Source organism: Desulfosarcina alkanivorans (assembly GCF_009688945.1).
Classification (GTDB): Bacteria; Desulfobacterota; Desulfobacteria; order Desulfobacterales; family Desulfosarcinaceae; genus Desulfosarcina; species Desulfosarcina alkanivorans.
Window position 1 is genome coordinate 5,534,814 of the sequence record NZ_AP021874.1, and the last position, 24,160, is coordinate 5,558,973.

The 24,160-nt window shown below is 62.3% G+C and carries 18 protein-coding genes; 13 read left to right on the top strand and 5 right to left on the bottom strand.

Translation table 11 applies throughout. From position 1 onward, the window contains the following. Positions 1-38 precede the first annotated feature (38 nt). Positions 39-410, bottom strand: coding sequence for a cupin domain-containing protein (locus DSCA_RS24195; RefSeq protein ID WP_155318891.1), 372 nt, complete (start codon positions 408-410; stop codon positions 39-41). Positions 411-420: 10 nt separating this feature from the next. Further along, positions 421-1,200 carry an NYN domain-containing protein gene (locus tag DSCA_RS24200; protein WP_155318892.1) on the bottom strand — a complete coding sequence of 260 codons (780 nt, stop codon included), beginning with the start codon at positions 1,198-1,200 and terminating at the stop codon, positions 421-423. 546 nt (positions 1,201-1,746) lie between these two features. Here DSCA_RS24200 and DSCA_RS24205 point away from each other — a divergent pair. The 13 genes from DSCA_RS24205 to DSCA_RS24265 all read left to right on the top strand — a co-directional run bounded on the left by DSCA_RS24205 (position 1,747) and on the right by DSCA_RS24265 (position 20,854). Beyond that, positions 1,747-3,105, top strand: coding sequence for an MFS transporter (locus DSCA_RS24205; RefSeq protein ID WP_155318893.1), 1,359 nt, complete (start codon positions 1,747-1,749; stop codon positions 3,103-3,105). Further along, positions 3,102-4,001 carry a DMT family transporter gene (locus tag DSCA_RS24210; RefSeq protein ID WP_155318894.1) on the top strand — a complete coding sequence of 300 codons (900 nt, stop codon included), beginning with the start codon at positions 3,102-3,104 and terminating at the stop codon, positions 3,999-4,001. Before DSCA_RS24205 ends, DSCA_RS24210 begins: the two co-directional genes overlap by 4 nt. Before the next feature lie 243 nt (positions 4,002-4,244). Beyond that, positions 4,245-8,546, top strand: coding sequence for an amylo-alpha-1,6-glucosidase (locus tag DSCA_RS24215; protein ID WP_155318895.1), 4,302 nt, complete (start codon positions 4,245-4,247; stop codon positions 8,544-8,546). A gap of 59 nt (positions 8,547-8,605) precedes the next feature. Then, positions 8,606-8,917, top strand: coding sequence for an isoamylase early set domain-containing protein (locus DSCA_RS24220; RefSeq protein WP_231716267.1), 312 nt, complete (start codon positions 8,606-8,608; stop codon positions 8,915-8,917). Between the two features lie 123 nt (positions 8,918-9,040). Then, positions 9,041-11,587 (top strand): alpha-glucan family phosphorylase, encoded by a 2,547-nt coding sequence (gene glgP / locus DSCA_RS24225; RefSeq protein ID WP_155318896.1) that lies wholly within the window; start codon positions 9,041-9,043, stop codon positions 11,585-11,587. Between the two features lie 143 nt (positions 11,588-11,730). Then, positions 11,731-13,242 carry a glycogen synthase gene (locus DSCA_RS24230; RefSeq protein ID WP_155318897.1) on the top strand — a complete coding sequence of 504 codons (1,512 nt, stop codon included), beginning with the start codon at positions 11,731-11,733 and terminating at the stop codon, positions 13,240-13,242. A 125-nt stretch (positions 13,243-13,367) separates the two neighbouring features. Further along, entirely contained in the window at positions 13,368-15,404 is a 2,037-nt protein-coding gene (locus DSCA_RS24235) for an alpha amylase C-terminal domain-containing protein (RefSeq protein ID WP_155318898.1), read from the top strand. After that, entirely contained in the window at positions 15,401-15,895 is a 495-nt protein-coding gene (locus DSCA_RS24240; RefSeq protein ID WP_155318899.1) for a hypothetical protein, read from the top strand. Before DSCA_RS24235 ends, DSCA_RS24240 begins: the two co-directional genes overlap by 4 nt. Positions 15,896-16,122: 227 nt before the next feature. Beyond that, positions 16,123-17,136 carry a UDP-N-acetylmuramate dehydrogenase gene (murB, locus tag DSCA_RS24245; RefSeq protein ID WP_155318900.1) on the top strand — a complete coding sequence of 338 codons (1,014 nt, stop codon included), beginning with the start codon at positions 16,123-16,125 and terminating at the stop codon, positions 17,134-17,136. 147 nt (positions 17,137-17,283) lie between these two features. Then, positions 17,284-17,910, top strand: a complete 627-nt coding sequence (locus tag DSCA_RS24250; protein WP_155318901.1) for a LysE family translocator — start codon at positions 17,284-17,286, stop codon at positions 17,908-17,910. A 32-nt stretch (positions 17,911-17,942) separates the two neighbouring features. Then, entirely contained in the window at positions 17,943-18,311 is a 369-nt protein-coding gene (locus DSCA_RS24255; protein ID WP_155318902.1) for a cupin domain-containing protein, read from the top strand. 351 nt (positions 18,312-18,662) lie between these two features. After that, on the top strand, positions 18,663-19,793 hold the full coding sequence (locus DSCA_RS24260; protein ID WP_231716268.1) for a sigma-54 interaction domain-containing protein: 1,131 nt from the start codon (positions 18,663-18,665) through the stop codon (positions 19,791-19,793). Positions 19,794-20,071: 278 nt separating this feature from the next. Continuing rightward, positions 20,072-20,854, top strand: coding sequence for a substrate-binding periplasmic protein (locus DSCA_RS24265; RefSeq protein ID WP_167527937.1), 783 nt, complete (start codon positions 20,072-20,074; stop codon positions 20,852-20,854). Positions 20,855-20,999: 145 nt separating this feature from the next. On the opposite strand, the gene DSCA_RS24270 is transcribed toward DSCA_RS24265, so the two are convergent. From DSCA_RS24270 to DSCA_RS24280, 3 genes are all read right to left on the bottom strand, one after another. Next, positions 21,000-22,199: a putative sulfate/molybdate transporter gene (locus DSCA_RS24270; protein WP_155318904.1), complete on the bottom strand. Its 1,200-nt coding sequence runs from the start codon at positions 22,197-22,199 to the stop codon at positions 21,000-21,002. A gap of 143 nt (positions 22,200-22,342) precedes the next feature. Next, complete coding sequence (gene tsaA / locus DSCA_RS24275) at positions 22,343-22,840, bottom strand: tRNA (N6-threonylcarbamoyladenosine(37)-N6)-methyltransferase TrmO (protein WP_155318905.1); 498 nt, start codon at positions 22,838-22,840, stop codon at positions 22,343-22,345. Position 22,841: 1 nt separating this feature from the next. Continuing rightward, complete coding sequence (locus DSCA_RS24280; protein ID WP_155318906.1) at positions 22,842-24,056, bottom strand: MFS transporter; 1,215 nt, start codon at positions 24,054-24,056, stop codon at positions 22,842-22,844. Positions 24,057-24,160 lie beyond the last annotated feature (104 nt).

A 24,160-nucleotide genomic window follows, 5' to 3' on the forward strand; every position in this document is an offset into this window, starting at 1 on the left:
GCCAGATACGGTTGAAGAATCGATTGGTGAACGGGGCGTCAGGCCGGTTCGTCATCCCGGTGGACGGTGTCCGGCGAAAAGGCGGGCAGGCACACGGCGATGTATTCGGCGCCGGCAGGATCCGGCGTGCTGTAGCGCACCCACTGACCGGCATGGGTGATGACCGCCTCACCGGCCCGGACGTCCAGCGTGCCGCTTTTCGATTCCACCCGCAGCAGTCCTTTGAGCACCACGGTGTACTCGTCAAACTCGGGCCGCTGCCCCGGCTCCTGCCATCCCCCCGGGGAGATCATGCGGGCGACGCTCACCGCTCCGGTGCCGGAATTGACGCGGCCCACATATTCTTCGATCCGCTTGGGCCGGGTGCCTGCCGCCTCGATGATACTGGGGGTGTTTATTTTAGTCGGCATGGTTATCCACCTATTCTTTCAACCCCACCAGATGGTCATGCTCGCCCCGTTCGATCTGGAAATGGCTGTCGTGTTTTTTCAGCAGGTCGGCGAAGCTGCGGCAGCCGTAGTTGGATTCGTCGAAGGTCGGGTCCAGCCGTTTGACCACCGGCCTGATGGCCGCCTTGAGTACCCATTTGTCGCCGTTTCTCAGGGCGATCTGCTTGATGGCCTTGGTGATCAGTTCGGCGGCGTCCTTGACGGTGGCGGTTTCCGGCTCCTCTTCTTCACCGGAGGGTTCCAGGGCGAAGGTCTCGTAATATTTGAATTCCGAGCAGCTGTTGGCCCAATGGCGGTTGGTGGCATTCCTGCACCCCACCCCGATGAGATCCTTGCCCGCGGCTTTGAGCTTTTGGGCCAGGGGAATGAAATCGCTGTCCCCCCCAACGACAATGATGGATGAAATGTGGGGAAAACGAAGAATGTCCTCGACCGCATCCAGTGAGAGCTTGATGTCCGCCCCGTTTTTGGCCTGGGCACCGGGGGGGAAAAGCTGGATCAGTTCCACGGCGCACTTGAGCAGGCTCTGGCGGTATTTGGTAAACCAGTGCCAGTTGCAGTAAGCCTTGTTGATGGCCACGTTGCCGTAGGTGGTCGCAAAATCGTAGACGCCCTGAACATCCACCAGCACCTGTTGCTGCCGATGCCGGTTGGCCGGTTTCGGATAGCTGCCGCTGCCGTTGACGGCATCGAAAATGCTGGCGTGCAGGTTCTCGAAATCCCAGTATATGGCAACCGCTTCTTTGGTCATATGTGCCTCATTCGGTAGTGGTGGGGGCTAAAAGATGACTGGCACCCGGGTTCTTCCGTGAGAAACATACCTGATGACCTTCGGGGTTGTCAATTTTGACGGTTGCGTAACCCGTTGGAGATCGGCGCCAGGCCTCATCAACCCATCACCGAAAAATTTCATAACCATCCAACATTCCATTAAATATTCGCAACGTGACCCCGAGCCGGTTGCGGGCCCGTCGAATGGGCGGCTTTTCCCGGGGCCGTCACAGGAAGCCGTGCGGCCGGATGATTAACCCTGAAACACCCACGGGCCGGCTCCGGGTGGCGGCGATGATGGACGTCCGGCGCTGCGCGTCCTGGGTTGGCATCTCAACCGCGGGCGACTGCAGGCCGAATGGCAATCGCTTCATTTTTGGCCTTTATCCTGAAAAATCACGTATTATATTACCCCCTGTGTGTCCAGGCCCGGCGTGCCGCCCCACGGCGGACGGGATCCGGAAAGATCTTGCGGGAACGCTATGGCTTCAACCTCCAATCGGGAGACAGACCACTGAAAACCGACATGTCAGACCCCGCTGCCCACTCACCCTTTTCGGTGAACAACGTCCGCATGTTCATCGCCTTCCGGGTCTTTTTCAATTGCCGGTTCTACTACCCGATTTTTACCGTCCTGTTTCTGGATTTCGGGCTTACCGTGGCCCAGTTTTCCATCCTCAATGCGGTCTGGGCGGCCACCATCGTGATGGCCGAGGTGCCTTCCGGCGCCCTGGCGGACATCATCGGCCGCCGCCGCCTGCTGGTGTTCGCCGCCGTTTCCATGCTCGTGGAAATGGCGATCTTCTGCATCGCTCCGATGGGTAACATCCCGCTGCTGTTCAGTTTTTTCCTGGTCAACCGTGTGCTCAGCGGTCTTGCCGAAGCGGCTGCCAGCGGTGCCGACGAGGCCATCGCCTATGACGCCCTTCAGGCCAGGGGCATGGCCGACCAGTGGGGGCGGGTGCTGGACGTGCAGATGCGCCTTCGGTCGGTCATGTTTATCCTCACCATGACCATCGGGGCCGCTGTGTACGACCCGGACCTGATGACACGCATGGCGTCCGCCGTTGGATCGGACCATGTGTTCATCCAGTCCCAGACCCTTCGGTTTCCCCTGTACCTGACCTTCCTCCTGGCCGTGCTGGCCCTGGCCGCCGTACTGCGCCTGGAAGAGATCTGCCCCGCCCCCGAGGCGGACGGCACCTGTGAAAAACCGTTTGGCGGGTCGGCCATGGATGCATTCAGACTCACTCTCTCCACCGGTGGATGGATTCTCAAGACCCCGTTTGTCCTGGCCGTGATCCTTTTCGGGATGCTGTTCGACGGCATTCTGCGCATGGTCATCACGCTGGCCAGCCAGTACTACCGGCTGGTGGACCTGCCCGAATCGGTATTCGGGATCCTGGGGTCGGTGATGGCGGTGGCGGGATTGTTCATCCCCCGCCTGGCGCTTCGCATCGCCGAAAACCGATCCCCGGCATTCTGCCTGTGGACCACTGCGGCCACGGCCCTTGCCGGGCTCTGCGGCATGGCCTTTTTCTGGCCGATTGCAGGCCTGTTCCCGGCCCTGGTGGCTTTTTCCGCCCTGTACATGGTGGGTTTTTACGTCAGCTATTTCGTCAATCAGCAGGCCTCCTCCTCACGCCGGGCCACGGTGCTCAGTTTCAAGGGGCTGGCCTATAACCTTTCCTACGGGTTTATCGGGCTGGTCTATGCGGGGCTTCTGGAGGCAAAGAAGGCGGGATTCGACGCCGTCGGGATGCCCCCCCAGGGTGTTGAGAACATGGTCTTCAGGGATACATTTTTCTGGTTCCCGCTGAGCCTGGCCGCCGGACTGGTCCTGATGTCAGCCGGGGCGCTGGTGCTGCGGAACAGGAAGCCATGAGCGGGCAGACCGTCGACCGGCCCGGCGCCGAGGGCGTTTACACGGGCGTGCTGCTGATTCTGCTGGCCACCTTGTGCATCGTGCTGATGAACACCTGCGCCAAGGCCAGCAGCGTGGCCCACAACCCGGTTGAGATGGTCTTTTACCGGGGCGTGGTGGCGTTGGGCCTGCTGGTCCCCTACATGCTGGCCACCCGTCCCCTGTCGGTTTTCAGGACCCGCCGGATCGGCGCCCACCTGTACCGGGCGGCGGTGGGCAACGTCGGCGTGGGCCTGGTCTTCTGGGCGTACTCCCTGCTGCCCATGGCCAACGCCACGGCCCTGCTTTTTTCCGCGCCGCTGTTTGTCACCGCCCTGTCTCCCCTTCTTTTAAAGGAACGGGTGGATGGGGGCCGGTGGATGGCGGTGGCGGTGGGATTCGGAGGGATCCTGCTGATCGCCCGGCCGTCGGTGAACCTGCTGGCCGATCCGGCGTCCATGGTGGGGGTGGGGGCGGCCCTGTGCATCGCCCTGGTGGACATGGCCCTTCGCAACCTGGGGCGGACTGAAAACCCGCTGACGACGGTTTTCTATTTCATCCTGGGCGGGGTGGTGCTGTCCGCTCCGTACACCCTGATCTACGGCACCTTGCCCGATGGCGGAATCCTGCCCTGGATTGCCGGCATCGGCATTTTTACCGCCATCCAGCAGCTGGCCAAGACGGCGGCGTTTCGCTTTGCCGAAGCCTCCTTCCTGGCGCCCTACACCTACACGGCCATTGTATGGGCCGCCCTGGCCGGCTGGCTGCTGTGGAGAGAAGTGCTGACCGTGCCGGTGCTGGCCGGGACCGGGGTGGTGGTCGCCAGCAACCTGTTCATCCTGCGGCGGACAGGGTTTCACCCGGGCAAGTCCGCCTGACCCCCGGAGTAAAACCGGGGTTGTATTGACAAGGGAAACGCATATACTTTATTCTGCTCTCGGTGACCGCTGCCGCATTCCATCAGAACCACATTGAGAGCCACCCTTTCCGTTCGTGTAGACCCTTGACCCCGCTGGCGGTTGACACCCCCGGCACCCTTGCCGGTGAAGGCGTGCCGGGAATCATGCGGCGACGAAGGCCGTCAGCCGGCAACCGAAAAAGACAGGCGACAACATCCGACCATGGTTCAATCCGATGCCATCGAACAGGTGCCCCTGCCCGGGGCCCGACAGCTTCATTTTACAGGAGATACGATCACCTTCCACCTGAAGGTGCCCGCTTCATGGGACGGGCAGGCCTGGCTGCGGACCAGCCTGGGGCACGCCCGCTCGGTTCGCCGGGAAATCATCCGGCAGGTGGACCACCTGGAAAACCCGCTGGGCCGCTGCTGGTACGATATTCCCATGACCGCCGTCGAAAAGGGCCATTTCACCCTTACCGTCGCCCTGACCGAAGTGGGCCACTTCGAAGCCAAGGGCTATTTCCTTAGCCCGGAGCGCAGCGACCCCTTGTGGCCCCCCGGGGCCAATACCGCCATCAACGTGGCGCCGGCGGATACCTGCTGCGCCAACATCATCTACAATGCCTTCGTTCGTCAGTTCGGCCCCGGCAAAGAAGGGAATGGGGGCGTTGCCGACGAGACGGTCAACCGCCTGGACCGGGCCGGCTACACGGTCATTCCCCCGTCGGGGACGTTCCGGGACCTGATCGGGGAGCTGGATTTCATCATCGGCCACCTGGGATGCCGGATCCTTCAGCTGTTGCCCATTCATCCCACCCCGACCACCTATGCCCGCATGGGCCGGTTCGGCAGCCCCTATGCAGCCCTGAGTTTTACCGCCGTTGACCCGGCCCTGGCCGAATTCGACGCCACGGCCACCCCCCTGGAGCAGTTCATCGAGCTGGTGGATGGCGTTCACGCCCGGGGGGCGCGCCTGTTTATCGATATCGCCATCAACCACACCGGCTGGGCGGCCAGCCTCCACGAAACGCACCCCGGCTGGCTCGCCCGGGAAGCGGACGGGCAGATCGAAAACCCGGGCGCCTGGGGGGTGGTCTGGGCGGATCTCACCCGGCTGGATTACCGGCACCAGGACCTGTGGCAGTACATGGCCGATGTGTTTCTCACCTGGTGCCGCCGCGGCGTGGACGGGTTTCGCTGCGATGCCGGCTACATGATCCCCACGAAGGCCTGGCGCTACATGATCGGCAAGGTCCGCGACCAGTTCCCCAACGTGATATTCCTGCTGGAGGGCCTGGGGGGCAAGATCTCCGTCACCCGGGAACTGCTGGACTGGGCCGATTTCAACTGGGCCTACAGCGAATTGTTCCAAAACTATGACCGCGGGCAGATCGAAGGCTACCTGCCCGGCGCCATAGAAATCTCAGAGGCCGACGGCACCGCCATCCATTTTGCCGAAACGCACGACAACCCGCGCCTGGCGGCCACGTCGCATGCCTGGGCCCGGATGCGGACCGCCCTGTGCGCGCTGCTCTCCAGCCAGGGGGGCTTCGGATTCGCCAACGGGGTGGAATGGCTGGCCACGGAGAAGATCGATGTCCATGGGTCGCCGTCCCTGAACTGGGGGGGGCCGGAAAACCAGGTGGATTATATTCGCCGGCTCAACGCCCTGCTTACGGTTCATCCGGCATTTTTTCATCCGGTTCGGGTGGAGATGATCCAGCAGGGCCCGGGCAATGCCCTCGCGGCCGCCCGCCGATACCGGACGGATGGCGGGGGGGTGCTGGTGCTGGTCAACCTGGATACGGCGTCGGCCACTGACATCGCCTGGACCCGAAGCCGGTCTCCCGTAAACGGGGATGCGCCCATGGACCTGCTCAGCGGCCAGCCGGTGCCCATCGGCGGCGACGACCGGACCGCACGGGTCCTGCTGGAACCGGGGCAGGTGTGCTGCCTGACCGACGAACCGGGTGCCCTGGATCGGGTCATCCGCACCGAGCGCCGATTCCCGCGCGGTCCGGACCACCTTCTGCGGCAACGGATGCGTGCAAAGGTGCTGGAGACCTGGCGGTTTTACCGGGGGGTCGGTGACCTGGGCGGCTGGGACCCGGACCGGGCCGCCGCACGGATGCAGGCCTCGCCCCTGGATTTCTGCCGATCCATGACTCCCGACGGGGCCGCCCCGCGGGTGGTGGTCTGGCAGTTTCCCGCCGATCTGCGGCGGGAGGTGATGCTGCCCCCGGGCCATTTCCTGCTGGTGCGCACCCCCCATCCGTTTCGGGCGTCGATTACCGACAACAAAACGACCATGGCGGTCGAGGACAGCCTGACCGATGACGCCGGCCGCTGTTTTATCCTGTTCCGGCCGCTGCCCGTCGGCGGCCGGCACAGGCCGCGAACCTTGAAGCTTTCCTGCTTTGCCCCTGACGGCTGCACCCACCACGAGGCCCCCCTGCTGTTCCTGGCCGCTGCCGGTCAGTTCCGGGTGAGGAAAATCTTTACCCGGCCGCGCAAACGGCTTTCCAGCATTCATATGCTGGGCACCAACGGTCGGGGCGCCATGACCCGGGCCCACGCCCACTGGGGGCTGCTGCCCAGCCGCTACGATGCACTCCTGGCCGCCAACCTCAACCCGGACGTTCCCGAAGACCGGCGGATCTTGCTGGCCCGGCTGCGGGGGTGGGTGGTGTTCCAGGGGTTTTCCCAGGAGATCGGCCCGGACTGCCTGGATGCCTTCGGTTTCGATTTCGATGGATGGGGGGCCTGGCAGTACCACATCCCTTCGGGTCAGGGGCAGCACGTGGTCCTGAGCGTCGGCATCCGGATGATTCCCGGCAGGAACGCCGTCGAGATGGTCTTTTACCGGCATCCGGCCGGCGGCCGCAAGGATCGCCTGGCCGACGACCGCCCGGTGACCCTCATCCTGCGTCCGGACATCGAGGACCGCAATTTTCACGAGGCCACCAAGGCCTATACCGGCGCGGAGCACCACTTTCCGGCTTCGGTCACCGGGCTGGAAAAGGGCTTTGTCTTCCATCCCGTCGATGGTCATTCGCTCGAGGTCCGGGCCGAGCGGGCCGATTTTTTCGTGGAACCCCAATGGCATTACATGGTGCACCGTTTCCAGGAAGCCCAGCGGGGCCAGGATCCGGACTCGGATCTGTTCAGCCCCGGCTATTTTTCCGGGCCGCTGGCCGGCGGCCGGAGCGAGATCCTTGGCGCCCGGGTGCCGTCGGACGATGGTGCACCGGCCGGCCGGCCGGCTGACCTGCGCCGACGGGTCCGCCGGTTTTTCGAGGCCTCGCCCCGCTGGGAGCCGCCGGTGGCCGCACTGAAAAAAGCGCTCGCCCAGTACATCGTCAAACGGGACCGGTACTCGACCGTGATCGCCGGTTATCCCTGGTTTCTGGACTGGGGGCGCGATACCCTCATCGTGGCCCGCGGCATCATCGCCGCCGGACGCCATGCCGAGGCCCGCGCCATCATCGTTCAATTTGCCGTGTTTGAGCGGGACGGTACCATCCCCAACATGATCCGCGGCGCCGATACGGGCAACCGGGACACTTCGGATGCGCCCCTGTGGCTCTTTCGGGTATGCGACGAACTGGGGGCGGCGGTCGGGCAGGAGGCCCTGCTGGAAACCGATTGCGGGGGGCGGACGCTGCTGCAGGTCCTCCTCTCCATCGCCCGTTCCATCATGGCCGGCACGCCCAACGGCATCGTCATGGATGCGGCCACGGGGCTGCTCTTCAGTCCGTCCCATTTCACCTGGATGGACACCAACTATCCGGCCGGTACCCCGCGCCAGGGGTACCCCATCGAGATCCAGGCCCTGTGGCAGGCCGCTTTAGACTACCTGGGCCGCGTGGATGCGCCGGAGGGCCGCCAGCGGTGGCGGCATCTGGCCGGCCAGGTGCGGCAATCCATACTGGACCTGTTTTTCCGTGACGACCTGGGCTACCTGTCCGACTGTCTGCACGCCGGTCCCGGCACGCCGGCCCGGGCGGCAGTGGCCGACAATGCCCTGCGGCCCAACCAGCTTTTTGCCCTGACCCTGGGGGCGGTGGCGGATAAGGCGGTGGCCGAACGCGTCCTGTTCGCCTGCCAGGAACTGATCGTTCCCGGCGCCATCCGCAGCCTGGCGGACCGGCCCGTGGACCCGGCGCTGCCGGTTTATCACGACGGCGTGCTGGTCAACGATCCGGTGTCCCCATACGTGGGCGTCTACGGGGGCGATGAGGACACCCGCCGCAAACCGGCCTACCATAACGGCACGGCCTGGACCTGGGTCTTTCCCAGTTTCTGCGAAGCCTGGGCCGATTGTTTCGGTCCCGCCGAATACCCGGCGGCCCTGGCCTGGCTGTCCAGCAGCAGCCGGCTGATCGATGACGGGTGCGCGGGCCATGTGCCGGAGATCGTGGACGGTGACGCCCCGCACCATCGACGCGGCTGTGACGCACAGGCGTGGGGGGTGAGCGAGTTGCTGCGGGTGTGGGTCAAGATCGGGGGATCGGGGGATTGAGGGATTGCACGAACCCGCAGAATAACCCTAAACATAATTAAAAATCATTCGGGAGGTAGATGGTGAGCTTGAAAAAACAATATCTTAAACGCAAAGACCGGTGTAAAGTGACCTTCCGGCTTCCCAAGGCAGCGGCCTCGGGGGCCAGAACCGTCCACATCGTGGGCGAATTCAACGGCTGGAGTACGGTAAAGACACCCATGACGCGGCTCAAAAGCGGAGAGTTCAAGGCCGTCGTGGACCTCGTCCCCGGCGAGGCCTACCAGTTCCGCTACCTCATCGACCAGACCACCTGGGAGAACGACTGGGAGGCGGACCGCTATGTGAAAAGCGATTTCGGCGACTGTGAAAATTCGGTGGTGGTCTTGTAATCCGCAAAGGACGCGTAATCTTAACCGTTGTGCCGATCCGGCACGCGCTGATTTGATTTTTGAATGCCATGCCCGCCGGACCGGGGGGCGCCTCGTCCGGCCCATGAACCAAGGAGCACCACTATGAAGTTCATCCAAACATTCCAGGTTTTTCCCGACATTCCCAAGCCGCTCGCTTTTCTGGAAACGCTGTCGCGAAATCTCTGGTGGAGCTGGAACCAGAATGCGATCGAATTGTTCCGGCGCATCAACCCGCGGCTGTGGGAGGCATCGGGAAGGAATCCGATCGTCTTTGCCACCCGCATCCCCCAGGACCGGTACGAAGAGCTGGCCCAGGACGACAGCTACCTGGCCCACCTGGAGCAGGTGCGCAAGCGCTACGAAAATCGGGTGCTGAACCAGACCAACGGCGAGAGCCCGTGGGACGAGGGCGAAACCGTGGCCTATTTCTCCATGGAGTTCGGCATTCATGAAACCCTGCCCCTGTTTGCCGGTGGGCTCGGCATCCTGGCCGGCGATCACCTCAAGGCGGCGTCGGGGCTGAAAATGCCCCTGGTGGGTGTGGGGCTGCTCTATCGGGAAGGATACTTCAGCCAGTACCTGGATAAAGACGGGTGGCAGCAGGAAGCCTATCCGGAAACCGACCAGTATCACCTGCCCCTGATCAAGCAAAAGGATAAAAACGGAAACTCCCTGGTGATCCGTCTGGCCGGAATCGGCGGGGATATTCACGCCCAGGTCTGGCAGATCGACATCGGTCGCATTCCACTGATCCTGCTGGACACCAACCTGCCGGAAAATTCCTCCGAGGTCCGCGACATTACCGCGCGGCTCTACTCCGGGGAGCAGTATACCCGCCTGGCCCAGGAGGTGCTTTTAGGGATCGGCGGCATGCGGGCGCTGGATGCTTTGGGCATCCATCCCACGGTCAGCCACATGAACGAGGGGCACTGCGCCTTCGTGGGGCTGGAACGCCTGCGACAGATCATGGACCGATACGATATCAGCCTGGAAACGGCACGGGAAATCGTGCCCCGCACCACGGTGTTTACCACCCATACCCCGGTGGCTGCCGGCCACGATGAATTCCCTCCTGCCATGGTCAAACCCTACCTCCAGCCGCTCGCATCCCGCTTCGGTCTCAGCACCGATAAGCTGGTGGCCCTGGGACAGCCGGACGGGGCCGCATCGGAATCCCCCTTTTCCATGTTTATCCTGGGGCTGCGCACCGCCCAGTACATCAACGGGGTGAGCCAGCTGCACGGCCGGGTGGCCCGGCACATGTGGTCCCACATCTGGCCGACCCGATCCGACGACGAGACGCCCATCACCCACGTCACCAACGGGGTCCACATCCCCACCGTGCTGGCACCGGAAATCAGGCCGCTGTTCGATCGGCACCTGGGGCCCCAGTGGAACATGGGGTCCACCATCCCGGAAAATGCCGACCGTATCGACGACATCTTCGACGAAGAGCTGTGGCAGGCCCATGAAATGTGCCGCTCCCGGCTGATCCGGACCGTACGGGAACTCATGTCCCGCCAGTACGGGCGCCGGAATGCCCCGTTGAACGTGATGAAAACCGTGGAGTCGGTGCTGGACCAGGACGTCCTCACCATTGCCTTCGCCCGGCGCTTTGCCACCTACAAGCGCGCCCACCTGCTTTTCCAGGATCCCGACCGGCTGGAAGCCATCATCAATTCCGCGGACCGGCCGGTCCAGTTCGTTTTTGCCGGCAAGGCCCATCCCAAGGACAACGAGGGAAAGGGGATAATCCGCAGCCTGGTGGATTTCGGCCGGCGGACCAACCTGCGCCACCGGTTCACCTTTATCGAAGACTACGACATGCATATTGCCCGCGTCCTGGTTCAGGGCGCGGACGTCTGGCTCAACACCCCCCGCCGCCCCATGGAGGCCTGCGGTACCTCCGGGATGAAGGCGGCCCTGAACGGGGTGCTCAACGTGAGCATCATGGATGGCTGGTGGTGTGAGGGGTACAGCCCGGAGCGGGGCTGGCGTATCGGAAACGGGGAGGAGTACCAGGACCACAACTACCAGGATGTGGTGGAAAGCCAGGCCCTGTACAACATCATCGAAAATGAGGTGGCGCCGCTCTACTACGACCGTACGGCCGGCGGAACGCCCAAGGCCTGGCTGAAGATGATGAAAGCCTCAATGAAGATGGCCATGGCCCGGTTCTGCAGCCTGCGGATGATTTCGGAATACGAAGAGCGGTTTTACCTGCCCGCCAGCCGCCGGTACGAGGAACTGGTGGCCGATGGTGGCGCGGAAGCCCGCCGGCTGGGTGATCAGCATCGTCGTTTCCTGGATAAATGGCCCCAGATCAAGGTGGCACCGCCTGTGCGCAGTGCGGAAGGGCCCTTCCGGGTGAACCAGTCCTTTGAGGTGACCACGGTGGTCCAGACCGGCGAGCTTCGCCCGGATGAAATCAAGGTGGAGCTGTACTACGGAAAAATGCGCCATCTGGACCGCATCGATGCCCCCCTGGTGAAGATGATGCGCGTCAAGGAAGAGCGGTCGCCGGGCACGTATCTCTATTGCTGCCAGCTGCCGTGCACGGATTCCGGCCGCTACGGCTTCACCGTCCGGGTGACCCCCGATGCCGATGCGTGGATCCGTTACCGGCCCGAGTTGCTGACCTGGGCGTAAGGGGGTGGCGGTTCTGGGTTCACGGTTCACCGTTTACGGATTCCCTTCTGGTTTCGTTAACTGCATGCCGTCCCTGTGAGCGGGGTCGAAAAAAATTGAACCAGGAACCCGGAACGCTGAACGCAAATTAAAAGGAGGCGCCGATGTCGTCGGCCAAACGGAATCCCCGGGTGCTGGTCGTTACCCCGGAAGTGACCTACCTTCCCGATCGAATGGGCAATTTTTCCCGATATCTCACGGCCAAGGCCGGCGGCCTGGCCGATGTATCGGCCGCCCTGGTCAGCGCCCTGTTCAACGAGGGCGCCGACGTACACGTGGCCCTGCCGGACTACCGGTCGATCTTCCGCGGCCGGCTGGCGCCGTTTCTCGAACGGGAGCAGTGGACCATCCGCAACGTCATGCCCGACGACCGGGTGCACCTGGCCGAGGACCGGGCCTTTTTCTACCTGAATCGCGTGTACTCGGCCTACGGCGGTGAAAACACCAAGCTTTCGCTGGCGTTCCAGCGCGAGGTGATCAACAACATCGTTCCCCGGGTGCGGCCCGACCTGATCCACTGCAATGACTGGATGACGGGCCTCATTCCGGCCATGGCCCGGCAGATGGGCATTCCCTGCCTGTTCACCATCCACAACATCCACACGGTCAAAGCCACCCTGGCCCACATCGAGGACCGCGGCATCGATGCGGCCTATTTCTGGCAGCATCTTTATTATGAGAACTTCTCGGCGAGTTATGAGGAGGCCTGGGACCGCAATCCGGTAGATTTTCTCGCCAGCGGTGTGTTCGGCGCCCACTTCGTCAATACCGTCAGCCCCCGGTTTCTCGAGGAGATCGTCGAGGGGCGCCACGATTTCGTGGCGTGGCCCCTGCGGCAGGAGTTGACCAACAAATTCAATGCCAGCTGCGGCGTGGGGATCCTCAACGCCCCCGACCCGGCCTTCAACCCGCAAACGGACAGGGAGATTCACCGCAACTACACGGCCGGCGACCACCCGGCCGGCAAGCGGGCGAACAAGCGCCACCTGCAGGATACCCTGGGGCTGATCCGGGACGACAACGCCCCGCTGTTTTTCTGGCCGTCGCGGCTGGATCCGGTACAGAAGGGCTGCCAGCTGCTGGCCGAGGCCTTTTACGGGATCATTTCCGATTACTGGGACATGAACCTTCAGGTGGTGTTCGTGGCCAACGGCGACTACCAGCAGACCTTTCGGGACATCGTCAGCCACCACGGGTTTCACAGCCGGGTGGCGGTGTGCGACTTCAATGAAAGCATGGAACATCTGGCATACGCGGCCGCCGACTTCATTCTCATGCCCTCCCTGTTCGAACCCTGCGGCCTGCCCCAGATGATTGCCCCCATCTATGGTGCGCTTCCGGTGGCTCATGACACCGGCGGCATTCATGACACCATCACCCATCTCGATGCGGACCGGGGTGTCGGCAACGGGTTTTTATTTGAAAATTACGATGCCGGCGGATTGTACTGGGCCGTGACCCAGGCCATGGATTTTTTCAGGAGGCCGGCGTCGCAGAAGCGCAGTCAGGTTGAGCGCATCATGAAAGAAAGCGCCGCATCCTTCAACCATGCCAATACGGCCCGGCGCTATATCGACCTGTACGAGAAGATGCTGGAAAGACCACTTATAAATTAATGCCGAAGGCCAGAGGCCTTGGGCAGGTGGATAGGTAGAAGGCTGTCGGCTGCAGACGTTCAGGAAAGCATGGTATGCTCATGCATCCTTGGGCCTACTGCCTAAACCCCTAAACGGCTAAAATCATGGTTGCCATCAATACCCTCGTCGATCGCCTGATCGATACCGACCCCTACCTCAAGGCCCACCGCCCGGCGCTGATGCGGCGCCTGGGGCATATCCAGGGGATGCGCGAGCGGGTCACCGGGGGGCGCGTCGATCTGCCGGACCTGGCATCGGGGCACGAGCACTTCGGCCTGCACCGGACGGCGGCCGGGTGGATTTTCAGGGAATGGGCGCCCAACGCCACGGCCGTTTATCTGATCGGCGATTTCTGCGGCTGGACCGACGACCCGGCCTTCGCCCTGTCACGGTCGGCCGACGACGGGCAGTGGGAAATCAACCTGCCGGCGGACGCATTGCATCACGGCGATCTGTTTCGTCTTCGTATCCACTGGAACGGCGGCCGGGGCGACCGCATTCCGGCCTATGCCCGCCGGGTGGTGCAGGATCCGGCCACCCTGATCTTCAACGCCCAGGTATGGGCACCGGATGAGCCCTACCGCTGGCGGCAACCCGATTTCCGGCGCCCGGATCACCCGCCGCTGATTTACGAGGTTCACGCCGGCATGGCCCAGGATGCCGAAAAAATCGGCTCATGGCGCGAATTCACCGCCCGCATCCTGCCGCGTATCGCCGGGTCGGGTTACAACACCATTCAACTCATGGCCGTTCAGGAGCATCCCTACTACGGCTCTTTCGGCTACCACGTGTCCAGTTTTTTCGCCCCGTCCTCCCGGTTCGGCCCCCCGGAAGACCTCATGGCGCTGATCGATGCGGCCCACGAGCAGGGGCTTGCCGTCATCATGGACCTGGTGCATTCCCACGCCGTGTCCAACACCGTCGAGGGCCTGGGTCTGTTCGACGGCACCGAATACCTCTACTTCCACCAGGGGCCCCGGGGATACCACCACGCCTGGGACAGCCGCTGTTTCGACTACGGCAAGCCCCAGGTCGTCCATTTTCTGCTGTCCAACTGCCGTTACTGGCTGGATGCCTTTCATGTGGACGGCTTCCGTTTCGACGGCATCACCAGCATGCTCTACCGCCACCATGGCCTGGAGAAAGCGTTCAGCGGGTACGACGACTACTTCAACGAGGCGGTGGACGAGGACGCCCTGGCCTACCTGACCCTGGCCAACCAGGTGATTCACCGTCTGCGTCCGGACGCCTTGACCGTGGCGGAAGACATCAGCGGCATGCCGGGGCTGGCGCTGCCCGTTGCCGACGGGGGGACGGGGTTCGACTGCCGCTTCGCCATGGGGGTCCCCGACTACTGGATCCGACTGGTCAAGGACACCCCCGACGAAAGCTGGCCCATGGGACAATTGTGGCACGAGTTGACCAATCGCCGGCGCTCGGAGCGGACCATCAGCTATGCCGAGTCCCACGACCAGGCGCTGGTGGGGGACAAGACCCTGATGTTCCGCATGGCCGATGCCGGGATCTACCACCACATGTCCGTCGACGATCCGGACCCCGTTGTGAACCGGGCCATGGGCCTGCACAAGATGATCCGGCTGGTCACGCTGGCCACGGCGGGCGGCGGCTACCTGAACTTCATGGGCAACGAGTTCGGCCACCCCGACTGGATCGACTTTCCCCGGGAGGGCAACGGCTGGAGCTTTTGCTACGCCCGGCGGCAGTGGCACCTGGCAGACGATCCCGGACTCAAGTACGGGCTGCTGGCACGGTTCGACCGGCGCATGATCGCCCTGGCCCGTGAGGCCGGGCTGCTGGCGGGGCAGGAGCCCGCATTGCTGTGGGATCATGATCCCGACAAGATCCTGGCCTTCGTCCGGGCCGGATGGATCTTTGTCTTCAATTTTCATCCGTCCCGATCCTTCGTGGACTATGGCATTCCCGCACCGGGCGGGTCTTATCGAATGGTTCTGGATTCGGATCATCGGGACTTCGGCGGTCACGGCCGCCTGGCACCGGACCAGATCCACCACGCCCTGAAGGAAAAAAACAGTCCATGGGGCCGCCGGTTATACCTCTACCTGCCCTCGCGCACGGCCATCGTATTGAAACCGTTGACGGATTCGAAAGGAGAACCATGAGACGGAAACCAGTTCCCGAAATGCTGATCACGACCTGCCTGTTCGTCCTGTGCATCGCCGGATGTGCGACCATGGAGGCAAAAGACGATGCACCGGTGGAATTGGCGATCGCGGACCGCTGGAGCGGAGATTTTCCCGTGGACCGGCTGGGCCTGCTGCCCGACGGCCAGCAACAGTCCCGCGTCGGCTACATTGATGACCTGCGGACCTTTGCGGCCGTATGGCAGGCGTTGATGCCGGACCAGACGATCCCTGCCGTGGATTTTGCCCGCCATCTCGTCATTTTCTCCCGCAACGTGGATTTTTACAACCGAACCACCATCATGAAAGTCCTTCTTGCCGGCGGGGGCCTGGAAATTCTCGCCATGGAGACCATGTCCGCCGTGCCCGTCGAAGACAGGGCGGCCATGGCCCTGGCCGTGGTGCCCCGGGCCGGTGTCAAATTCATTCGGGCTGGAGAACGGCAGATCCCGGTCGCCGCTGCCCGATAGCCACCCGTGATCAACCCGCCAGGCAGCCAGTTCCACCGGTAACCACCCGGCCGGCGGCAGGTTGTCTTTGACTTCGTCAACGATCGCATTTACTATCACACCCCGGACCAGCCGCACCGGCGGTCCGGGACATTTTTCAAACGGCATGCGCGCAAAAGAAAGGACGCCGCGGCGGAAGTGGATCGGATGTCACCCGATCCGGATTCATTTTAAAGCCCTTGATCCCTATGGAATGCAAAACCGATTTTTCACTCAAGGCCTTGAACACCTTCAATGTCCAGGCCAATGCCGCCCGCTATGTCCGTTTCGATGAGCCCCGTGAGATCGTCGACTTCATGGGACGAAACCCGCTTGGCGGGCGGCGCTGCCTGGTTCTGGGCGGGGGCAGCAACCTGCTGTTCGTGGATGATTATGACGGTACGGTGCTGCATCCGATGCTCAAGGGCGTCGAGGTGGTTGAAACGGGCCGGCGTCATATTCGGCTGCGGGCCATGGCCGGAGAGAACTGGGACGACCTGGTGGCCCTGACCGTGGCCAACGGCTGGGGCGGCATTGAAAACCTGTCGCTCATCCCGGGCAGTGTCGGCGCCAGCGCCGTTCAGAATATCGGCGCCTATGGGGTGGAGGTCAAGGATGTCATCGACCGCGTCGAGGCCATTTCCATGGATAGCCTGGAGAACGTCACCTTCGCGCCGGCGGATTGCGGTTTCGGCTACCGCACCAGCCACTTCAAGGACGCCTGGACCGGTCGGTTCATCATCACGGCGGTGACCTTTACACTGGGGCGGCAGCCCGAACTCGTTCTCGATTATCCCGGTCTTCGAACGGCTGTGGACGAACTGGGGTCGAGAGCGCTCGGCACTCTTCGCCAGGCCGTTATTGCCATCCGGCAGCGCAAACTGCCCGATCCCGCAGTGACCGGCAATGCGGGCAGCTTTTTCAAGAATCCCGTCGTCGACCGCAGGACCCTGGCCGGCCTGCAGCGCGTGTACCCCGACGTACCCCACTATCCCCAGGGCGGCGACCGGTTCAAACTGGCCGCCGGCTGGTTGATCGAGCGCTGCGGCTGGAAAGGCAAACAGGTGGGAAGGGCGGCCGTCCATGACCGGCAGGCACTGGTTCTGGTTAATCTGGGCGGCGCCACGGGGCGAGAGATTTTCGAACTGAGCGAACAGGTGAGAGGCTCGGTTCATGCCCGATGCGGCATCGAACTGGAGCGGGAAGTCCTGCTTGTCCCCTGACGGGGCCCCATTTTAGCCGGACGTTCGGTCCTCGGGGCGCAAGGGCTCCAGCCGAACCGCATGACCGCTTGCCGACGGGTTGGAGGGCGCGGACGATGCGCCGCCTTTCACCGCGCCTGACTTATTGTCGAAGGGGAAGGGGGAAACATGATTCCGATGGAAACACTGGTGGCTTTTTTCATGGCATCCATGCTGCTGGGACTCGCTCCCGGACCGGACAACATATTCGTTCTGACCCAGTCGGCCCTGAGGGGAAGGACGGCCGGCCTCCTGGTCACCCTGGGGCTGTGCACCGGCCTTGTCGTTCACACAACGGCCGTGGCCTTGGGTGTGGCGGTCATTTTTCAGGCATCCGCCCTGGCCTTCACGGCGCTCAAGCTGTTCGGCGCCGGGTACCTGCTTTACCTGGCCTGGCATGCCTTTCGTGCCTCCTCAGAGAAGATTTCCGCCGGAAAACGCAATGGGATGGGGTACGGCATGCTCTACCGGCGGGGGATCGTCATGAACGTCACCAATCCCAAGGTGTCCATCTTTTTTCTGGCCTTCCTGCCCCAGTTCGCCGACCCGGCCCGGGGGGCACTGACGCTGCAGATGCTCCTGCTGGGCGGGGTGTTCATTGTTTCCACCATCCTGGTATTCGGCAGTATCGCGCTGCTGGCCGGTTCCATCGGCCAGTGGCTCAATCGGTCACCGAAAACCCAGGTGGTCATGAACCGGGTGGCCGGCGTTGTTTTTTTGGGCCTGGCGCTGAAGCTGGCCACGGTCAAAAGATAGGGGAACGGCGCCTCCCCGCTTTGGGAAAAACCATGAAACCAAGCATTCGCCGCCTGAACACGGATGACGAATATTATTTTAAGGAAGGCTGTTTTATCCTTGAATTGTCGAACACCCCGGACGATCCGGCGGTTTCCGTAGCCCGGGCGCGGGTGAGACCCGGTGTGAGTACCCGGATGCATCGCCTGCACGGTATTGCAGAGCGCTACGTGATTCTCGAAGGGACGGGGCGGGTCGAGGTGGCCGGGCAGACCGCCCGGCCGGTCGGTCCCGGAGACACGGTGATCATTCCACCCCAATGCCCCCAGCGGATCACCAACACCGGAACCGGTGACCTCGTGTTCCTGGCCGTATGCACGCCCCGGTTTGTCCCCGACGCCTATGAAGACATCGGGGATTGAAACCATCGTCCACTCCGGGTGCCGGTCCAGACTGGGTTTCCCAATGGATGGGCTTATGCGGCTTCAGTCCGGTTTGCCAACATTCTCCATTGCCAAAGGCCCATGACTTTGACATGATTTAAGGACCCGGAAAACGCCATCGCTTACCGTCTCCTGCTCTTCTGGCGGTCATGATCGGCCGTCGGCCATGTTCCTCCCTGAGCCTCACGTGGGTTTCCGGTCCAGACGTTGCGGTGTGGCTGCCTGTTGGGGCGGTGGCTGCCCGGAATCACCCCCTTGGGGGTTCGGACTCCCATGAAGCCGCCGCCGGACGATTTCAGTCCGACCCTTGAAAAATACCGATGATACAGCGTGCTCGAGGTGCAGGAGGACATATCCGTGCCGGGCAAGGAGAACGTTGATTTCAGAACAGTGATGCCGCCGGGTTTCCCCGAACGACTCCCTGCCGGCGACCGTCCGGTTGTCGACCGCCCCCTGATGCCGCCATCACCGCATCCACCCGGTATTCTGTCCAGGGCAGGCCGGCAAGGGGGCCTCCATGGGCGGCCGTGGGCGGCCCCCTTTCCCCGCATCATTGGAAACGATCCCCGAATGAAGGCCATTTTCCAGCAGATACTGGATGTCGCCCCTTATGACTACCCGGTTCACCTGTCAGGCGATACCGGTACGGGGAAGGAACTGGCTGCCCGGGCCATCCATGATCACAGCGGCCGAAAGAAGGGACCTTTTATTCCGGTCAATTGCGGTGCCATTCCCGAACATCTGGTGGAAAGTGAATTGTTCGGCCATGTAAAAGGGGCGTTTTCAGGAGCGGGCAAGGCCCGGAAAGGCCGATTTGAACTGGCCCACGGGGGAACCCTGTTCCTGGATGAGGTCACCGATCTTTCTCCCTTTATCCAGGTCCGGCTGCTGCGGGTGCTTGAAAACGGATCGTTCGAGAAAGTGGGGGGCGAACAAACCGTCTGTGCCCGTGTGCGGCTGATCAGCGCGGCCAACCGTCCCTTGAAAACGGAAATGAAGGCGGGGCGCTTTCGCCAGGATCTCTATTACCGGATCAATGTGGTGCCCATTCACATGCCGCCGTTAAAGTCCAGAAACGGGGACATCGGGCTATTGGCCCGGCATTTTCTGAATCTGGCGGCCTCGCGCTATCACCGTCATCCCGTGATGTTTTCGGATGCGGCCATGGCAGTGATGCGCCGCTACGACTGGCCGGGAAATGTGCGGGAGTTGCAAAATGCCGTTCATTTTTCTTTCGTGCGCTCAGGCGGCAGTCGCATCGACGCCTGTCACCTTCCGCCGGAAATTCAGCGGGCCGCCGCGGTGGCCGTGGGGTCCGGCAAGCTGAATCCGGCATCCGTCGCCGAGGCGATCCGGCGCTGCGGCGGAAACAAATCCAAGGCCGCCCGGCACCTGGGCGTGGGTCGGGCCACGCTGTATCGATTTCTCTCCTCCTGTGCGGAGATCCGGCCGACCCCGTAAATCCCGAGGTGCATCACCGGCGTGGCGGCAGATCGCGAATGACCGGTGATCATGAACGATACAACCGGCCATGCACCCTTTCGGCAAGACCACCTGCGCAGGAAAAGAGGTGTTTTCGGAAAACAGGAGGTTCCGTTGTCCATGAAAAATACAGGCACCAGAAATGCGATCGGCGGTTGGTCAGAGAACGCCGCGTCGCGTTATCATGCCTGTGTGTGTTTTCCTCCTCCTGCAACGCGTGTGGGTCGAGGCGGGCGCCCCGTCACAGGAAGGAAACGATGAACGGCAAACGGACCCTCGGCTTTCTGGTGATCGTATGGGGCATCCTGATGTCTATCCCCATGTCGTCCGGTTCCCGGGCGAAGGACTTCCGGGTGGGCTACTTCCAGGTCAGCCCCCATGTCATGCGGGACCGCAACGGAGAGGCGAAAGGGCTTGCCGTCGATTATTTTCTGCGCATCGCCGAGAAAATGGGGCTTTCCGATACCCGTTTCAAGTGGCTCCCCCTGCAGCGGCTAGTGGGGGCACTGCAACACAACCAGGTGGACATGGCCCTGCTTTTGGCCAGAAACCCCGAACGGGAAGCCGTTTTCGTCTACCCGAGACAGCCGTTTTGCCGTGCCCGGCCGGGCATTGCCGTCCCCGCCGCCCATGGGATAGAGACCATCGAATCCATAGACCCGCTGTTGACCCTGTCCATCCAGGTGTCCGCCGGTGCATATCGATCCGCCTTCATTCAGGACCCGCGCATCCATCTGGAACCGATGCATGGGGACGACTATACGCCACGATGCTTCCTGAAACTGCGGCGCAACCGAATCGACGGCTGCTATCAGCCGGACCACTACGCACTCCTGTTTGAAGCAAACAAAAGCACCTACCGTTCCCGCATCCGCATTCTCACCCTCCCCGAACCGCCCATCGGGCTCTACTCTGTCTTTTCCAGAAAGAGTGCCGCCAGCTATCTGCAGTCCTATGAAGCCGCGCTGGCTGAAGTGGTCCGGGAAATTTCCTATGAAGACCTGTTCAGGGAACTTATCCAAAGAAACGCACCCGAATAAGGCCGGTCCGCAATGGTCGGAACCAGGCGGCGGATCGCCGCATCATGACCCGTTTCCGGGGAACGAATCGGAATACGGCCGACGCACCCGTCGATGCTTTTGAAAGGGCCGCTCCCCGATCCAGCTAGCTGTTCGACCGCAGCCCCTATACCGTGAGTTTATCCGACCGCAGCAGGCAGGCCATGACGATGCCGGCCAGGAAGCCGGCCGCCAGGTTGGACGCCAGGGTAATCCCCAGGATCATTACCACCACGAAGAGTTCTTTTCGTTCCCGTACGTCCAGGATGGTCAAGGCCAGCTGGCTGCCGGCGAAGAGCAGCAGCACGCCCAGGATGGCCATGGGGATCAGGTTGAACAGGGCCAGGATACGGTTGCCCAGAACAAGGGTGAAGAGGATGAAAACCGCGCCGATCATCAGGTTCGAACCGGCTGAACGGGCACCGAAGCGGTAGTGGGCGGCCAGTCCGCCGGCGCCGTGGCAGACGGGCATGCCGCCGAGCAGGGCACTGAGGAAATTGCCCAGGGCCATGCTGATGCACAGGGCCCGGCCGGTCACGCGGCGGGCAGCCTTGCCGAAATAGGTGATCGACAGGTCCATGTCGGCAATCACTGCGTTGCCCAGGGTCATGGGCATCTGCGGAACCACCAGGGCCAGCAGGGCGAAGGTGAAGTCCGCGCCTTGCGGGAAGCCCAGGGGCAGGATGGGGGGCAGATATAGGCCCGGCCGGATGTCCCCGAGCCCTTCACGGGTTCCCGTGACCAGGCCGATGAGGACGCCCACACCCACGATCATGAGGCCTGCCGGCGTTTTTTTATTTTCCAGCAGGAGCAGGGTGAGCAGCGCACCCCCGACGCCGATGGCCAGGCCCACCGGAACCGGGCCGATCTGCTGAACGCTCAGGTATGGCTCGGCCATCTGGTGCAGCACCTGGAGCCTGGCGTTGCCGATCATGAATTTGACGCCCTCGGCCATGAGCAGCGTACCGGTGGACAGCTGCACCCCGCGGACGGCGGCTTTGGGGATGTATCTGCCGATCAGGGTAATGGCGCCGGTGGCGCCGATGAACAGCAGGCAGGTGCCCATGAGAATCCCCGAGGCCATGATCTGGTGCGGACTCATGGCGGTGGCGATGGCGTAGGCGCCGATCACCTTCATGGGTTGAACCGGTGTCGTAATGCCGAAATAAAGGCCGGTAAGAATGTAGAACAGGCCCACGGAGAAAAAGAGACCCGACGGATCCAGGCCGTTGACCATGATCATGCCGATGGCCAGGGGCAACAGGGTGCCCAGGTCCCCCAGGGATCCGGCAAATTCCATTCGATTGAAGGCATAGGGCAGCGGCATGGATTACCCCCTATCAACGCATAAAAGCATGGCCAAGGGATTTAGCAACCTGAAATTAATATGTAAACCTGTTTGTGAGTGCCTTGGTCAGACGTTTGCCAAACGGTGAAGCAGATGTCGCTGCACCGGCCGTCACACAGGGGTTACTCCTCGGGCCGGCTTTCGACGAACCGGTGGTCCGATTTGATGGACCGTGAGTTTTTCTGGTTTTTGTCCAGCCATCCGGCACGCACATTTTCGCGCACATCGAAGGTGGGCACCCACGGCTTGATATCCAGCAGGGGGGTGCCGTCCAGTACATCGATGCCCCGGACATGGACGTTCGGGCCCTCGATACGCACCAGTTCCACAATGGACAGCCCGATGGGGTTGGGCCGTCGCGGGGCGCGCGTGGCGAACAGGCCCCGCGCCACATTATCCAGAAAGGGCTTTACCGTCAATCGGTACCCCTTGGACCGGTGGAAGTGGTAGATCAGGATGATGTGGGAGAAACCGTCCAGATCCCGAAGTCCCTCCTCATATTGCGGCTCCAGGATGATCGTCCCCTTTACCTCCCGGGCGCCCGAGGGCTGGATGGGCATGCCTTCAAGGCGGGTAAAGGGGGTATGAATGGTGCCGATGGCAGAAAACGTGGTTTGCATGTCACCCCTCCGATATTTGTGGTGACGCGGGGGAGCCCGCGCCTTGACTCAGATCCGTGCGCCAGGTGTAAACCACGAACAAAAGCGTTCCGGCGGCCATGACCAGCGCACCGAAGGTAAAGGCCTGCCGCAGCTGGAACCATTCCATCATGATTCCGGCCAGGACCGAACCGATCAGCATGCCCAGGCTGTGGCCCACGGTGAGCAGCGCCATGATCGACCCCATGGCATCGATGCGGCTGCCGCGAAGCACGGCGGCCGCCATGAGTGCCGGCATGGCGATCCCGCCGCCCAGGCCAAAGACAACGCTGGCCAAGAACATGTCCCTGAACCCGCTGGCATGGGTAAAGGCATAGACCGCACCGGTGACCACCAGGCCGCCCAGGATCACCATGGCTTTCCGGTTGACTCTGTCCGCCAGCCATCCCATGGGAACCTGAACCAGGCCGCTGACGAAGACCCCCAGCATCACCAGGATGCCGATGGCCGATGCCGAAATGGAAAATTCCACATCGGCAAATACCGGCACAAATCCCCAGATGATGCCGATGCAGGCCGTGTAGGCCAGGCGGAAAAAAAAAAGACCGGCAATGGTTCGGTCCCTGAGAATGGTCGACCATCCCACCGGCGGCCTGCCTTTTCGGACCACCCGCTCTTCGGTCACGGGGGGCAGGAAGACCAGGCTGAGCACGAACCCGATGATGGACAGGGCGCCCATGCAGATGAAGGCGCCATCGAGACTCAGGCGGTCCTTGATCACACCGCCGATCAGGGGGCCTGCACTCAGGCCGATGAACAGGGACATGTTGAACAGCCCCATGACCCAGCCCTCTTTTCCCAGGGGGGTGATGTCTCCCACATAGGCCTGCACCACCGGCATGATCATGGCCGACGTGATTCCCTGGACGAAACGGATGACAATCAGGGACTCCACACCGGTGGACAGGATGAAGGCCGCCGAAATCACGGCATAGGAGAAAAGTCCCGTGACAATATACCATTTTCGCCCTTTCTGGTCCGACCGGCGGCCGAAATAGGGCAGAAAAAAAGTCCGGGACAGGGAGAAGGCGCCGAAGATCAGGCCGATGTATATGCCGCTGGCGCCCAGGTTGTGGGCATAGACCGGCAGCAGCGGCACCACGATGCCCACGCCGGTGACGGCCGCAAAAATAGAGAAGAAGAGGGTGCCGAAAATTTTTCGGTCGCTGGCGTTCACAAGCGGGTCGCGGGTCCTTTTAAAAACGTTGTCAATATCGGAAAAAAATGAAATAATTACCTTTGCCTGTTTCGGCCATCATTCCTGCAGTACCCTGAAATTCC

Excerpts from the sequence above, each read along its gene's own strand:
- DSCA_RS24250 (WP_155318901.1), top strand. The coding sequence starts at position 17,284 with ATGATTCCGATGGAAACACTGGTGGCTTTTTTCATGGCATCCATGCTG.
- DSCA_RS24240 (WP_155318899.1), top strand. The coding sequence starts at position 15,401 with ATGAGACGGAAACCAGTTCCCGAAATGCTGATCACGACCTGCCTGTTC.
- DSCA_RS24220 (WP_231716267.1), top strand. The coding sequence starts at position 8,606 with ATGGTGAGCTTGAAAAAACAATATCTTAAACGCAAAGACCGGTGTAAA.
- DSCA_RS24195 (WP_155318891.1), bottom strand. The coding sequence starts at position 410 with ATGCCGACTAAAATAAACACCCCCAGTATCATCGAGGCGGCAGGCACC.
- glgP (WP_155318896.1), top strand. The coding sequence starts at position 9,041 with ATGAAGTTCATCCAAACATTCCAGGTTTTTCCCGACATTCCCAAGCCG.
- tsaA (WP_155318905.1), bottom strand. The coding sequence starts at position 22,840 with ATGCAAACCACGTTTTCTGCCATCGGCACCATTCATACCCCCTTTACC.
- DSCA_RS24205 (WP_155318893.1), top strand. The coding sequence starts at position 1,747 with ATGTCAGACCCCGCTGCCCACTCACCCTTTTCGGTGAACAACGTCCGC.
- DSCA_RS24215 (WP_155318895.1), top strand. The coding sequence starts at position 4,245 with ATGGTTCAATCCGATGCCATCGAACAGGTGCCCCTGCCCGGGGCCCGA.
- DSCA_RS24230 (WP_155318897.1), top strand. The coding sequence starts at position 11,731 with ATGTCGTCGGCCAAACGGAATCCCCGGGTGCTGGTCGTTACCCCGGAA.
- murB (WP_155318900.1), top strand. The coding sequence starts at position 16,123 with ATGGAATGCAAAACCGATTTTTCACTCAAGGCCTTGAACACCTTCAAT.
- DSCA_RS24200 (WP_155318892.1), bottom strand. The coding sequence starts at position 1,200 with ATGACCAAAGAAGCGGTTGCCATATACTGGGATTTCGAGAACCTGCAC.
- DSCA_RS24270 (WP_155318904.1), bottom strand. The coding sequence starts at position 22,199 with ATGCCGCTGCCCTATGCCTTCAATCGAATGGAATTTGCCGGATCCCTG.
- DSCA_RS24210 (WP_155318894.1), top strand. The coding sequence starts at position 3,102 with ATGAGCGGGCAGACCGTCGACCGGCCCGGCGCCGAGGGCGTTTACACG.
- DSCA_RS24235 (WP_155318898.1), top strand. The coding sequence starts at position 13,368 with ATGGTTGCCATCAATACCCTCGTCGATCGCCTGATCGATACCGACCCC.
- DSCA_RS24255 (WP_155318902.1), top strand. The coding sequence starts at position 17,943 with ATGAAACCAAGCATTCGCCGCCTGAACACGGATGACGAATATTATTTT.
- DSCA_RS24265 (WP_167527937.1), top strand. The coding sequence starts at position 20,072 with ATGAACGGCAAACGGACCCTCGGCTTTCTGGTGATCGTATGGGGCATC.